General features: G+C 66.3%; 13 protein-coding genes. 9 read left to right on the top strand and 4 right to left on the bottom strand.

All coding sequences use genetic code 11. From position 1 onward, the window contains the following. The first annotated feature begins 164 nt into the window (after positions 1–164). Positions 165–1,127 (top strand): LysR family transcriptional regulator, encoded by a 963-nt coding sequence (locus BMY53_RS14995; RefSeq protein ID WP_092947295.1) that lies wholly within the window; start codon positions 165–167, stop codon positions 1,125–1,127. After that, positions 1,124–1,582 carry a DUF2214 family protein gene (locus tag BMY53_RS14990; protein WP_092947294.1) on the top strand — a complete coding sequence of 153 codons (459 nt, stop codon included), beginning with the start codon at positions 1,124–1,126 and terminating at the stop codon, positions 1,580–1,582. Before BMY53_RS14995 ends, BMY53_RS14990 begins: the two co-directional genes overlap by 4 nt. Positions 1,583–1,935: 353 nt before the next feature. On the opposite strand, the gene BMY53_RS14985 is transcribed toward BMY53_RS14990, so the two are convergent. Both BMY53_RS14985 and BMY53_RS14980 read right to left on the bottom strand, forming a co-directional pair. Next, on the bottom strand, positions 1,936–2,292 hold the full coding sequence (locus BMY53_RS14985; protein ID WP_092947293.1) for a PsiF family protein: 357 nt from the start codon (positions 2,290–2,292) through the stop codon (positions 1,936–1,938). 100 nt (positions 2,293–2,392) lie between these two features. Next, positions 2,393–3,778, bottom strand: a complete 1,386-nt coding sequence (locus tag BMY53_RS14980; protein ID WP_092947292.1) for a serine/threonine-protein kinase — start codon at positions 3,776–3,778, stop codon at positions 2,393–2,395. A gap of 85 nt (positions 3,779–3,863) precedes the next feature. Here BMY53_RS14980 and argS point away from each other — a divergent pair, with 85 nt between their 5' ends. The 7 genes from argS (at position 3,864) to BMY53_RS14945 (ending at position 12,099) form a co-directional block, all read left to right on the top strand. Beyond that, the gene (gene argS, locus BMY53_RS14975; RefSeq protein WP_092947291.1) at positions 3,864–5,594 is read left to right on the top strand and encodes an arginine--tRNA ligase; all 1,731 of its coding nucleotides are present in this window, start codon (positions 3,864–3,866) and stop codon (positions 5,592–5,594) included. Next, positions 5,591–6,271: an SPOR domain-containing protein gene (locus BMY53_RS14970; RefSeq protein ID WP_092947290.1), complete on the top strand. Its 681-nt coding sequence runs from the start codon at positions 5,591–5,593 to the stop codon at positions 6,269–6,271. The genes argS and BMY53_RS14970 overlap by 4 nt, the downstream gene beginning before the upstream one ends. A gap of 75 nt (positions 6,272–6,346) precedes the next feature. Further along, positions 6,347–7,027: a thiol:disulfide interchange protein DsbA/DsbL gene (locus tag BMY53_RS14965; protein ID WP_092947289.1), complete on the top strand. Its 681-nt coding sequence runs from the start codon at positions 6,347–6,349 to the stop codon at positions 7,025–7,027. Positions 7,028–7,516: 489 nt separating this feature from the next. Beyond that, entirely contained in the window at positions 7,517–8,134 is a 618-nt protein-coding gene (gene lptA / locus BMY53_RS14960; protein ID WP_143074088.1) for a lipopolysaccharide transport periplasmic protein LptA, read from the top strand. After that, entirely contained in the window at positions 8,131–8,898 is a 768-nt protein-coding gene (gene lptB / locus BMY53_RS14955; protein ID WP_092947287.1) for an LPS export ABC transporter ATP-binding protein, read from the top strand. The genes lptA and lptB overlap by 4 nt, the downstream gene beginning before the upstream one ends. Before the next feature lie 14 nt (positions 8,899–8,912). Further along, a complete protein-coding gene (locus BMY53_RS14950) occupies positions 8,913–10,448 on the top strand; it encodes an RNA polymerase factor sigma-54 (RefSeq protein ID WP_092947286.1) in 1,536 nt (511 codons plus the stop codon). A gap of 316 nt (positions 10,449–10,764) precedes the next feature. Next, positions 10,765–12,099 carry a THUMP domain-containing class I SAM-dependent RNA methyltransferase gene (locus BMY53_RS14945; protein WP_092947285.1) on the top strand — a complete coding sequence of 445 codons (1,335 nt, stop codon included), beginning with the start codon at positions 10,765–10,767 and terminating at the stop codon, positions 12,097–12,099. On the opposite strand, the gene BMY53_RS14940 is transcribed toward BMY53_RS14945, so the two are convergent. Both BMY53_RS14940 and BMY53_RS14935 read right to left on the bottom strand, forming a co-directional pair. Next, positions 12,096–12,839: a 16S rRNA (uracil(1498)-N(3))-methyltransferase gene (locus BMY53_RS14940; protein WP_092947415.1), complete on the bottom strand. Its 744-nt coding sequence runs from the start codon at positions 12,837–12,839 to the stop codon at positions 12,096–12,098. The genes BMY53_RS14945 and BMY53_RS14940 overlap by 4 nt on opposite strands. A gap of 2 nt (positions 12,840–12,841) precedes the next feature. After that, on the bottom strand, positions 12,842–13,399 hold the full coding sequence (locus BMY53_RS14935; protein WP_092947284.1) for an NADPH-dependent FMN reductase: 558 nt from the start codon (positions 13,397–13,399) through the stop codon (positions 12,842–12,844). Positions 13,400–13,401 lie beyond the last annotated feature (2 nt).

Below are 13,401 nucleotides of genomic sequence, written 5' to 3'. Positions count from 1 at the left end.
GGCTCCCGTCTGGAGCTTGGCTCCAATGCCGATGACTGTAGGACAGGCGCAGCCCCGGATTGGTGACCGCCGAAAGAAGAGATCCCTGACTTTTTTGCACAAATAACAACGATCAGGGCAGTGATTCATGACGACAGGCGGCGCAACGACCACAATGGCCGCTCATGGACCGCCTCAAACAGATTGAGTCCTTCGTGCTGGTTGCCACCAAGGGCAGCCTGACCGCCGCAGCCCAGGCGGAGGGGGTGGCGCCGGCGGTCATGGGTCGGCGCATCGACGGGCTGGAATCCCGACTGGGCGTCAAGCTGCTGTTGCGCACCACCCGCCGCCTGAGCCTCACGCACGAGGGCATCGCCTTCCTGGAAGACTGCCAGCGCCTGCTGACCGAGTTTGCCAATGCCGAGGCCAGTGTCAGCGCGGGCGGGGTGAAGGCCAGCGGGCATCTCCGAATCACTGCGCCCGCCGGCTTTGGCCGGCGTCACGTGGCGCCGCTGGTGCCGGATTTCCTGGCGCGGCATCCCGAAGTCAGCGTGTCGCTCAACCTGAGCGACCGGGTGGTGGACATCGTCAACGAAGGGTTCGACTGCGCCGTGCGCGTGGGCGACCTGAGCGATTCCAGCCTGATCAGCATGCGGCTGGCCGACAACCGGCGGCTGTGTGTCGGGGCGCCGGCCTACCTCCAACGAGCGGGGGTGCCCAAGCACCCCACCGACCTGGCCCGGCATGAATGCCTCACGCTCAGCTCGGACGCCAGCCAGACACGCGGCTGGGCCTTCCGTGTGGACGGCCAGGTTCAGCATCTGCGCCCGTCCGGCCGGCTGGATTGCAGTGACGGCCAGGTGCTCCATGATTGGTGCCGGCGCGGCCTCGGCCTGGCCTGGCGAAGCACCTGGGAGGTGGCTGACGAGATCCGCAGCGGGCAACTGGTCAGCGTGCTGGACGACTTCGCCGCACCGCCCAATGGCATCTTTGCCCTGGTCCCTCAGCGCAAGCACCTGCCCTTGCGGGTGCGGCTGTGGATTGATTTCCTGAAACAGCACTACGGCAATCCGACCTATTGGGGAGCCTCCGGGGAAACCCCGGGGGAAGCCCCCGCGACACCCAACCCTTCCGTGGAGACCGCATGAACCTCGAAGCCCTGCTGGCCGCCCTGCACATCCTGGCCATCCTCAGCCTGGTGGTGTTCCTGAGCAGCCAGGCGGCCTTGTGCCGCACCGAATGGATGAATGCCGCGGTGGTCCGGCGCCTGGCGCGCCTGGACATCATCTACGCCGTGACGGCGGTGGCGGTATTGCTGACGGGCCTGGCCCGCACCTGGCTGGGCATGAAGGGCGCGGGCTGGTATTGGCATCAGCCACTGCTACACCTCAAGTTGACCCTGTTCATCGTGGTGGGCCTGATCTCCATCAAGCCCACGCTGACCTATCGCCGCTGGGTCAAGACGCTGGATGCGGGCGGTGGCCTGCCTGCGGAGCACGAGATCCGTGCCACCCGGAAGCTGGTGATGGTGGAAGCCCACATCGTGATGCTGATCCCGATTGCCGCCGTGTTGCTCGCCCGCGGCGTTCTTACAAAGGGTTGAATGCGCCGCTACCCGTTCACCGCGCCTCTCTCTCGTCAGAACGGGCAGAACGCGCCGCAGGCGCCGTTCAAGTGGGGCTCTGATTAGCGACGAGGGCCACCGCCGGGCCGCCCCAAGGTGGCCCTCAGCCCCCCCGGGGGGCGGATGGGCGGGCCCGAGGCCCGAACAGCCGGGGGCTCACATCCCCACCAGGGCTCTTCTATGCAAGGCATCGCGCAGAACACGCGCAGCGTCGTTCAAGCGGGGCTCTGGTTAGCGAACAGGGCCACCGCCGGGCCGCCCCAAGGTGGGCCGCAGCCCCCTCGGGGGGCGGGATGGACGGGCCCGAGGCCCGAACAGCCGGGGGCTCCAATTCATGCCGAGAGGCATTCCTTGAGGAAGGCCTTGCGGTCGTCGCCGGTCTTCTTCTTGTCAGACGCTTCCTTGTTGCAGCTGGCCATCTTCTCCTGCTGCGGCGTCATCTTGTGCTCCGGCTCGGACTTGCCAGACAGGCAGGCCTTCATGAAGACCTTGCGGTCATCACCCGTCTTGCCCTTTTCCTTGGCCTCCTTGCTGCACGTCCCCATGCGCTGCTGCTGCGGCGTCAGCGGCTTCTTCTTGTCGTCTTGCGCATAGGCGGGAGCCAGCGCAGCCACGGACAGCAACGCGGCAGCGGTCAGGCTGGTCAAGGTCTTGTTGGTCAACGTCTTCAAAGTCAACTGGGCGCTCATCTCACTCTCCTACAGGGTTGGGGGAAGGACCTCATGGCAGTGAAACACAGCAACGATCGGCTCTCAAGCCGGGTTGACCTTCGTCATGCCGGCCACCGACTCACATGATCCGGCGGGGATGAGCCAGCGTCTCATGGGCCAGATGCAGGCGGCGCACCAGCACCTGGATGAAGGCCCGGTCAAAGCGATGCTGGCACTCGGGGCTGAGCTGAGACAGTGAGTCCGGCGTGAAGGACACCGTGGTGCACAGATCGGTCACGCGGATGTCGGTGCTGTGCCGGCGCAATTCGGGGTTGGGAGCCAGGTAGGCCATTTCGCCCACCGAGGTGCCGCCCCCCAGCGTCGCCACCAGCGCGCCGTCGCGCCAGACCTCCACCTCGCCCTGCGCGATGATGTGGAAGGTATTGCCCTCCTGGCCCTTCTTGAACAGCAGGTAGTCCAGCGGGTAACGCCGCCAGCGCGCCCGGCGCACCACCTCCCACAGCTCCACATCCCCGAAGTTGGCGAAGAACTCCAGCCCGCGCAGCAGGTTGAACCGCTCCGAATCCTTGACCTCGTTGAGACGCGCCAGCGGCACCAGGTGGCGCGCCACCAGCTCGGACAGGGCCAGGCCAAAGGCCTCCCAGTCCGGGTAGCGCTCATGCGGATGCTTGGCCAGTGCCTTGAGGATGACGGCATCCAGCTCCGCCGTCACGCCGCCACGCTGCCCCTGCATGGGCTGCGGCGCCTGGTGGTAGATCTGATGCATCAGCGCCATCTGGTTGGGCGCGTCGAAGGGCGGCCGGCCACAGACCATGTGGTACAGCACCGCACCCAGGGCATAGATGTCGGCCTGGCAACCCACATCGCCGCCCTCGATCTGCTCCGGGGGCATGTAGGCCAGCGAGCCCACCCGGTGCACCTGCGTCATGTCCGCATTCAGGTTGAGCGCGCTGCCAAAGTCGCTCACCTTCACATCGGTCACCTGCCCGCTGCTGTCCAGCACCGCCAGCAGGTTGGCCGGCTTGATGTCCCGGTGCACCAGGCCCTGGCGGAACACATAGGACAGGGCCATGGCGCACTTGAATCCCAGTTCCACGATCTGGTCCAGCGGCAGCAGCCGGTCATTGCGGCAGAAATGCTTGAGGGTGACGCCATGGACATATTCCATGACCAGGTAGGGCGCTGACCCGTCCTGAACCGCGTCCAGGATCTGCACCACGTTGGGATGCTGAAGGCGCCCTGCCAGCGCCGCTTCGGAGGCAAAGAAGCGGTTGCTGAGCGTGTCTTCCTCCGGCCCCTGCCCGGCCCAGCTGCGCATGCGCTTGATGGCAACCTCCTGGCCGCGGAAGTCGTCCATCGCCAGGAAGACGTCGCTGGTGGCCCCCTCCCCCAGCCGGCGAAGGACTCGGTACTTGCCGATCTGCTCGGGCAGGTCCACCCCGGGTGAACCACCAGCCTCGAGTGGGCGACTGTGACTGGGGTGAAGATCGTCGGAAGCACTCATCGTTAGAGGCATCCTGCCCCACAGGGTGTCGAGCGGCAAGTGGAATGACGGTCTATTACAGGGCATGCCCCCTAAAATGCGACACATGATCCAAGCCAAGCAGGAATTGCTCGAAGCCCTGGGGACTGTCCTCCAGGCCTTGAGCCAGGACGCCGTTGCCAGCGGCGCGTTGGCCGCCGCCCCCGCGGCCGCTTTTGAAACGCCCAAGCAGGCCAGCCACGGCGACTACGCCTGTACGGCGGCCATGCAGCTCTCCAAGGCCTTGCGAAAGAACCCGCGCGAACTCGCGCAGACGCTGATCGCACAGCTGCAGGCGCAGCCGGCCGTCCAGCGCTGGGTGGAAGCCCTGGAAATCGCGGGCCCGGGATTCATCAACCTGCGCCTCACGCCGGCGGCGCGCCAGGCCGTGATTGGTGAGGTGCAGACGGCGCAGGCCCGGTTTGGCGAACAGCCGGCCCGTACGGATTCCGTGCTGGTCGAGTTCGTCTCCGCCAACCCGACCGGCCCGCTGCACGTGGGTCACGCTCGCCAGGCCGCCCTGGGCGACTCGCTGTGCCAGCTCTTTGGCACCCAGGGCTGGAAGGTCAACCGGGAGTTCTATTACAACGATGCCGGTGTGCAGATCGCCACCCTGGCCAACTCCACCCAGGCGCGCCTGAACGGCATCAAGCCTGGGGACGCCGGCTGGCCGGAATCCGCCTACAACGGCGACTACATTCAGGACATCGCCGACGCCTTCCTGCGCAAGGAAACCGTCAAGGCCGACGACCGCGAATTCACCGCCTCCGGCGACATCAACGACCTGGACAGCATCCGCCAATTCGCGGTGGCCTACCTGCGTCATGAGCAAGACCTGGACCTGCAGGCCTTTGGTTTGCGCTTCGACAACTACTTCCTGGAATCCAGCCTCTACACGGGTGGCCAGGTGGAAGAAGCCGTCTCGCGCATGATCGCCAACGGCAAGACCTTCGAAGAAGGCGGCGCGCTGTGGCTGCGCTCCACCGACTATGGTGACGACAAGGACCGCGTCATGCGCAAGTCCGACGGCACCTACACCTACTTCGTGCCGGACGTGGCCTACCACGTCAACAAGTTCAAGCGCGGCTTCTCGAAGTGCATCAACATCCAGGGCACCGACCACCACGGCACGATTGCCCGGGTGCGGGGCGGCCTGCAGGCCACCGGCGTGGGCATCCCCCAGGGCTTCCCGGACTACGTGCTGCACAAGATGGTGACGGTGATGAAGGGCGGCGAGGAGGTCAAGATCTCCAAACGGGCCGGCTCCTACGTCACCCTGCGCGACCTGATCGACTGGACCAGCCGGGACGCGGTGCGTTTCTTCCTGATTAGCCGCAAGGCCGACACCGAATTCATCTTCGACGTCGACCTGGCGCTCAAGGCCAATGACGAGAACCCGGTCTTCTACGTGCAGTACGCCCATGCCCGCATCTGCTCCGTGCTGCGGGCCTGGGAAGACAAGGGCGGCGACCTGGCCGCGGTGGGCCAGGCCGATCTCGGCCTGCTGACCGCGCCGACCGAATTCGCGCTGATGCAGAAGCTGGCGGACTTCCCCCGCATGCTCACCAGTGCGGCGGAAGACCTCGCGCCGCATGACGTGGCGTTCTACCTGCGCGATCTGGCCGGCGCCTTCCACAGCTACTATGCGGCCGAGCGTTTCCTGGTCGATGACCCCGCGCTGACCCGGTCCCGCATGGCGCTGCTGGCAGCCACCCGTCAGGTGCTGCGCAATGCGCTAGCGGTGCTGGGCGTGTCCGCCCCGGAAGCGATGGCTCGAGATAACCAGGAGCATCAATGAGCAAGGAGAAACAGCGCGGCGGCTTCGCCATGGGCCTGATCGTGGGCCTGTTGCTGGGGCTGGGCATTGCGCTGGGGGTGGCGTTGTATGTCACCAAGGCACCGGTCCCCTTCATCAACAAGCTGCCTCAGCGCACGGCCGAGCAGGACGCACAGGAAGCGGAGCGCAACCGCAACTGGGATCCGAATGCCCCGCTCGCGGGCCGCGCTGGCGCCAAGGCAGCCTCCGGCGTCGTCACAGCGGCACCGGCGGTGGTTCCGCCAGCGGCCACGCCGGCACCGATACCAGCAACTCCCGCACCCGCGACAGCGGCCACGCAGCCGGTCACGCCGCCAGCAGTGGACGGGCGTGCGGCCAATACCGCCAAGGTGGATGCCAGCAAGCCGGCGGACAAACCCGTTGACAAACCTGCCGACAAGCCAGCCGATGGCACCCGTGCGGGCAGCGGCTACTTCGTGCAGGCGGGGGCGTTCACTCGCATGGAAGATGCGGAGCAGCAGCGCGCCAAGCTGGCCATCCAGGGTTTTTCCGCCAAGGTGATGGAGCGTGAGCAGTCGGGCCGCACCGTCTACCGGGTGCGCCTGGGCCCATTCGACAGCCGCGATGAAGCCGAAGGCCAGCAGAAGAAGCTGGAGTCGGCCGGCATCGAAGCCAATCTGGTGGCGGTGCAGCGCTGAATTAATGTCAGCCTAAGTTTGATTCCCTAGCATCGCGGCGCCGGTTCGACCGGTGATCCGCAAAGGAACTTGAAGATGAAGCGTCGCGAATTCACCCACCTGTCCGCCGCCTCGGCTCTGGCGGCCGGCAGCGCCGGTGGCTTGCTGGTCACCCAACCGGCCCTGGCCCAGGGGGGCCCGGTCGAAGGCCGCCAATACCAGAAGCTGGCCAACAAGATCCCGGGCGCCGCGCCCGGCAAGATCGAGGTCATCGAGTTCTTCTGGTATGGATGCCCGCACTGCTACGTCTTCGAGCCCACGATTGAAGCCTGGGCCAAGCAGTTGCCGGCGGACGTGACCTATCGCAAGGTGCATGTGGCCTTCCGCGAAAACGTGAAGATCCACCAGCGCCTGTTCTTCACGCTGGAAGCCATGGGCAAGGAAGCACAGGTCCGCCCGGCCATCTTCAATGCCATCCACCGCGGCGGGCAGGCCCTGACCGACCCCAAGGCCATGGCGACCTTCCTGGCGCCGCTGGGTGTGGATTCAGCCAAGTTCCTGGAGACCTACAACTCGTTCACCGTGCAGACCAAGTGCCTGCAGGCGACCAAGCTGCAGGACAGCTACAACATTGACGGCGTGCCCACGATCGCCATCGGTGGCCGCTTCCTGACCTCCCCGGCCATGGCGGGTTTCGGCCTGCGCGCAAGCGAGGAAGAGCTGGGCCAGCGAGCGATCGCTGTCGCTACTTTCCTTCTCGAACAATCCAGAAAGTAAGGCCCCCCAGTCGCTCTCGCTCCTGCCACCAGGGGGCGCCACCCGGTGGCCTGGCAAAGCCAAAGGACTCTGGGCCCCCCAGTCGCTCCCGCTCCTGCCCCCTAGGGGCGCCACCCAGTGGCCTGGCAAAGCCAGATCCACGGGTGTGGCTTGGGGATGCTGGGGAGGATCCATGGTTGTGGCCTTGGATGCTGGGATCCGCGGGGTGGGCCTGGAAGCGGGTGCGCTGATGTGAATGAAAGAGGCGCCTTCGGGTGCCTTTGTTGTTTCGGCTATGGGGAATGCCCTTGGTCGGGGCCAGTAATGCTTCTGCAGCCCGGAGCGGGGCCTCCACCAAGCGCGAAGCCTGCAGGAGTTCGGAGCGGGCACAGTGCTCGTCTCGCGGCTAATTGACCACAGACGCCCTCGAGATAGGGCCGGCACGCCTCCTGTGACTTTCCATCGCAGGGCTAGAATGGCTTGCAAGTTTTGTGCCGCCAGGATTCCACCATGCCCCTTCGCCGCCCCCTGATGTTGTCCGGAGCACTCGCCCTGGCGTTGGCCGTGCCCTGGGCCCAGGCTGCCAAGGACGACCGCCAGAAGCCCTTGAACCTTGTCTTTGACAAGGAAGGCGCCGTCGACAAGGCCAAGCAACGGGCCGAGTTCAATGGCAATGTCATCCTGACCAAGGGCTCCCTGATGCTGCGCGCCGAGCGCATGGACGTCCAGGAAACCAACGACGGTTACTACACGGCCTACGCCAATGGCGACACCAGCCGCCAAGTGCAGTTCCGGCAGGACCGGGACACCCCGGGTGAGCGCATCGAAGGGCGTGCCGACCAGATCGAGTACGACACCCGCAGCGAAACCATCCGCCTGGTCGGGAATGCTGAAGCCAAGGTCATGCGGGGCGACCAGCTCATGCAGACCATGGCGGGTGCCACCCTCAATTACGACAACCGGACGGAGCGGCTGCTGGTGGAAACCGGCGCGTCCTCACCGCATCCCTCCGGCCGGGGGCGTGTGGTGCTGATGCCCAAGAACGCGCCCGCCGAACCCGCCTCCGCCGCCAGTGCCCCCTTGGGTCTGCGCCCCAGTCTCAACCTGAACTCGCGCCAGCCCCAATGAGTGAAGCCCGTGCCTCCACCCCCAGGAGCCGCCTGCAGGCCTGGGGGCTGCAGAAGACTTATGGCGTGCGCAAGGTGGTCAAGGATGTCCACCTGGATCTGCACAGCGGTGAAGTGATTGGTTTGCTGGGCCCCAATGGCGCCGGCAAGACCACCAGCTTCTACATGATCGTGGGTCTGGTCCGCGCCGATGCCGGCGAGATCCAGATCGACGGCCAGCCCGTGCAGCGCCTGCCCATCCACCAGCGTTCGCGTCTGGGATTGAGCTACCTGCCGCAGGAAGCCTCCATCTTCCGCAAGCTCAATGTGGAAGAGAACATCCGTGCCGTGCTGGAACTGCAGCGCGACGACCAGGGCAAGGCCTGGCCGACTGCGCGCATCAATGCCGAGCTGGACAAGCTGCTGCAGGAGCTCTCCATCGAGAAGCTGCGCGACACCCCGGCGCCGGCACTTTCCGGTGGCGAACGCCGCCGGGTGGAAATCGCCCGCGCCCTGGCCACGCAGCCGCGTTTCATCCTGCTGGACGAGCCTTTCGCCGGCGTGGACCCCATTGCTGTCCTGGAGATCCAGCGCATCATCCGCTTCCTCAAGCAGCGCGGCATTGGTGTGCTCATCACGGACCACAACGTCCGCGAGACCCTGGGCATCTGCGACCGCGCCTACATCATCAGCGAGGGGGCGGTTCTGGCGGAAGGTACGCCGCAGCACATCGTCGAACATCAGGACGTGCGCCGGGTCTACCTCGGCGAGCACTTCCGGATGTAAGCGCTGGAGCGACGATGAGGCCGACGCTACAGGTACGCCTGTCCCAGCATCTTGCGCTGACGCCTCAGCTGCAGCAGTCCATCCGTCTGTTGCAGCTTTCCACGCTGGAGCTTCATCAAGAGGTCGAGCAGATGCTCGCCAGCAACCCCTTGCTGGAAGCCGAGGAAGAGCATGACGTGGGGCCGGCCCCGACGCCGCCGGAACGGGTGGCGGAGCGTGATGACCGCCAGACCGAACGAGACGAGCGCACGGCCGACGCTGGTGACGCCGAGGCGGGTGGTGAGGCCGGCGGTGCCGAAGAAATGCGTGCCGAAGACTTCGGCACCACCGAGCGGGACGACTGGGAGAACGGCACGGAGCGTGACGACTTCGACGGCATTCGTGAGCAGCCGTCGAGCGCATCGAATTCAGGCGGCGACGATGACGAGCGCCCCGAGACCGAAGCCCCGGATGCTTCGCTGCAGGATGTGCTGCGCGGCCAGATGGCGGGCATGCACCTGGGCGAAGTGGACCGTGCGGCCCTGCTGGCGCTCATTGAATCCCTGAACGACGACGGCTACCTCGAAGACCCGCTGGAGGACCTGGTCCTGGCCCTGCTGGGTGAAGAGGCGGACGAAGAGCAGCGGGAAGACCTGCTCGACACCTTCAAGTGCGCGCTCAAGTGGCTGCAATCCATGGAGCCGGCGGGTGTGGGGGCCCGCGACCTGGGCGAGTGCCTGGAACTGCAGCTGCGCACCCATCCCCGCTCACCTGAACAGGCCCTGGCCATCGTCATCTGCCGCCGCCACCTCGAACTGCTGGCCAAGCGCGACTGGCGCCGGCTCATGTCCCTCACCGGGGCGGATGACGAGTTGCTGCGTGGTGCGCAGGCCATGATTGCCACGCTGGAGCCCAAGCCTGGCCGCCGCTTCGCCCGCAGCGAAAACCGGCCGGTGGTGCCTGACGTCATCGTGCAGAAGGCGGGTCGCGGCTTCCGGGTCATGATCAATCCGGATGTCCTGCCCAAGCTGCGCATCAACGACCTCTATGCCCAGGCTTTGCGGGCCACGCGCGGGGGCGTCAGCAACTCGCCGCTGGGTGGGCAACTGCAGGAGGCGCGCTGGTTCATCAAGAACATCCAGCAGCGCTTCGACACCATCCTGCGGGTCAGCGAGGCCATCGTGGAGCGCCAGCGCGGCTTCTTCACCCATGGCGAGCTGGCCATGAAGCCGCTGGTTCTGCGCGAGATTGCGGACGAACTTGGTCTGCACGAATCCACCATTTCACGCGTCACCACGGCCAAGTACATGTCCACGCCGTGGGGCACCTTCGAACTCAAGTATTTCTTCGGTTCCAGCCTCTCCACCGAAGCGGGCGGCAATGCCTCTTCCACGGCGGTGCGTGCCCTCATCAAGCAATTCATTGCTGCGGAAGACACGGCCAGCCCGCTCTCGGACAGCCAGCTCTCCACCATGCTCGGTGAACAGGGCATCACCGTGGCCCGGCGCACGGTGGCCAAGTACCGTGAAGCGCTCAAACTGGCGCCAGCCAATCTGCGCAAGGCTCGCTGATTCACCGAGGCTCGGTCTGCGCGTTGCCGTTCGAGGCCGCCTCACGCGGTCATCAGTCGAGGGCCGTTGCCTATCTCGGTTGCGGGAGCTGCCGGTCCGGGGGGTATTTGCGCAAATATTAGGGGGAGACCGCGGAGCGGGCGGAGGACATGGAGCCAATGCCCCCCGGACCGGCACTTCCCGCGCGCAGTCAGCCTCCCCCAATGACATGCAGCGAACCGCCTCCCCCCACTTGAAGCACGGTGGGACAATCCCCCTAATCCGCACGACACCCGACGTCGTGCAACCTGCCCCCATCTCCCCCCAGACTGTCGCGATGTCCGCCCCCTCCTTCCATCTGTTCCTCCCCTGCCCTGCCGGCGTCGAAGCCTGGCTGGAAGAAGAAGTCCGCGACATCCTCTCCGCGCAGGAGTGCCTGGAGGGGCCTCGGGCATTCCGAGGCGGTGTGGGCCTGCTTGGCACGCTGGAGGCGGTGATGCGCCTCAACCTCCACAGCCGCCTGGCCCAGCGCGTGCTGGTGGAGGTGGCTTACGGCGAGTACTACCACGAGGACGATATCTACGCCCTCGCCAACCGCATCGACTGGAGCGCGTGGATCACGCCCAACCAGACCCTGCGGGTGGACACCACCGCCCAGCACTCCCCCCTGCACAGCCTCAACTTTGCGACCTTGCGCGTCAAGGATGCCGTCTGCGACGTCATGCGTGAAATCACGGGCGAGCGCCCCAGCGTGGACACCCGCTGGCCGGACCTCCCACTGCAGCTGCACCTCACCGAGCAACACGCCACCCTCTACGTGGACAGCTCCGGCGAGCCGCTGTTCAAGCGTGGCTGGCGCGAAGACAAGGGCGACGCGCCGCTGAAGGAAACCCTGGCCGCCGCCATGCTGGCGGCCGCCGGCTGGAAGGGCACGCCCGAGCAGGGCGGCGCCCTGCATGACCCCTGCTGCGGCTCCGGCACCATCGTGGTCGAGGCGGCCACTATTGCCTGCGGCATCGCCCCGGGCATCCAGCGCCGTTTCGCCTTCGAAAAGCTGCGTCCCTTCCAATCGCTGCTGCCTGCCTGGCGCAGCATGAAGGACGAGGCCCGCGCCAACGAGCATCCCCCGGCCGTGCCGCTCTTCGCCAGCGATGTCGCCTTCCGGATGGTGGACTTCGCCCGCCGCAACGCGCAGCGGGCTGGTGTCGAGTCTTACATCCAGTTCAACGGTGGCGACGCCCTCGAGCGCCCGGCGCCCAAGCTGCCAGCCGATGTGCCCGGCACCCTGATGCTCAACCCGCCCTATGGCGAGCGCATCGAAGTTCGCGGCAAGGCCGGCACGGGCAGCCAGCGCGCCTCCTTCGAGCCCCTCTCCGAGGAACGCGACGCGGGTGACGACTTCTTCCCTCGCCTCTCGGCGCATTGGAAGCGTGCCTACACCCAGCACGAAGCGGGCTGGACAGCCTGGCTGCTGTGCCCGGAAATGAAACTGCCCAGCAAGATGCGCCTCAAGGAGTCACGCCGCATTCCCATGTGGAATGGCCCCATTGAGTGCCGTCTCTTCAAGTTTGATCTGGTCGCCGGATCGGCCCGCAAGCCAGCGGCAGAGCCGGGTGATCGGGGTGAACCTGTTGAACGGGGCGAAGCAGGCAAGGCGGGCGAGGCGGATTAAGCCGACCCGCCCAACGCCACCCATCCCAGCACCGCCAGCGGTGCCGTGTCCGCCCGCAGGATGCGGGGGCCGAGTTGCACCGCCTGGAAGCCGCGCGCGCGGGCGGATTGCTCTTCATCCGCACTGAGCCCGCCCTCCGGGCCGCTCAGCACAAGGATGGGCCCCTGCCCTTCACGGGCGCGTCGGGACAGCGGCTCCGCCGCCACCGGGCTCAAGAGCCAGCGGCGCTCCTCGGCCGCCTCCGCCGCCAGTGAGGCCAGCCATGCGGACAAGGTCTGCACCGGCGCCACCGTCAACGGCCGTGTCCGCCCGCACTGCTCGGCCGCAGCCACCGCCACGCCCTGCCAGTGCGCCTGCTTCTTCTGCGCCCGCTCGCCACTGAGCCGCAACACCGAACGCTCGCTCATCAGCGGCTGGATGGCCACCGCCCCCAACTCGCAGGCTTTTTCCACAATGCCGTCCATGCGGTCGTTGGCGGGCATCACCACCGCCAATGTCACCGATGGATGCAATTCACGGTCAACGCTGTGGCGCTCACGCAGCACCACGCGGACCTCGCTGCGGCCCATGGCCGTCACTTCCGCCGTCCACTCGTCGCCGCTGCCGTCAAACAGCGTGACCTGGCCGCCGGGTTGCAGGCGCAAGACCTGCACATGGCGGGCTGCCCCGGCCGGCAGGGCGAAATCTTCTTCAGACGCAGCCGCCGCCAGCGGCTGCTCCACAAACAGACGCGACACCAGGCTCAACCCTTCTGCTTGCCTACCCAGTCCGCCAGCGTAGCGAGGTACTTGGCCATGAACGCTTCGGTATCGGGCTTCACGAAACCACCGTCGGCATTGAACATGTCGGCCGCGCCGCCCACATACATCTCGGGCGTCGGCAAGGTGGCCACATTCAGGCACACCAGCACCTGGCGCAGATGGTGATGGGCGCCAAACCCACCCAGCGCCCCCGGGGACAAGGTGATCAGACCGGCGGGCTTGCCATTGAAGGCATTCTGGCCATACGGCCGCGACCCCACATCCAGCGCGTTCTTCAACACCGCTGGAATGGACCGGTTGTATTCAGGGCTCAGGAAGAGCACGGCATCCGCCGCCTTGATGGTGGCGCGGAACTCGGCATAACCGGCCGGCGGCGAGGCGGCCTCGTCCTCGTTGTAGAAGGAGAGATGCCCGATCTCGACGATCTCGAGCTGGAGGGAAGGCGGTGCGATCTTCTGCAGCGCCAGTGCCAGCTTGCGGTTGAACGAGGCTTGTCGCAGGCTGCCGATCAGCACCGCAACACGATAGGGCGTGGACATAC

The sequence above is a fragment of the Roseateles sp. YR242 genome (genome assembly GCF_900109745.1).
Taxonomy (GTDB): domain Bacteria; phylum Pseudomonadota; class Gammaproteobacteria; order Burkholderiales; family Burkholderiaceae_C; genus Roseateles.
Note: the sequence above shows the minus strand (reverse complement) of the source record. Positions and strands in the feature narration are given on the sequence as shown.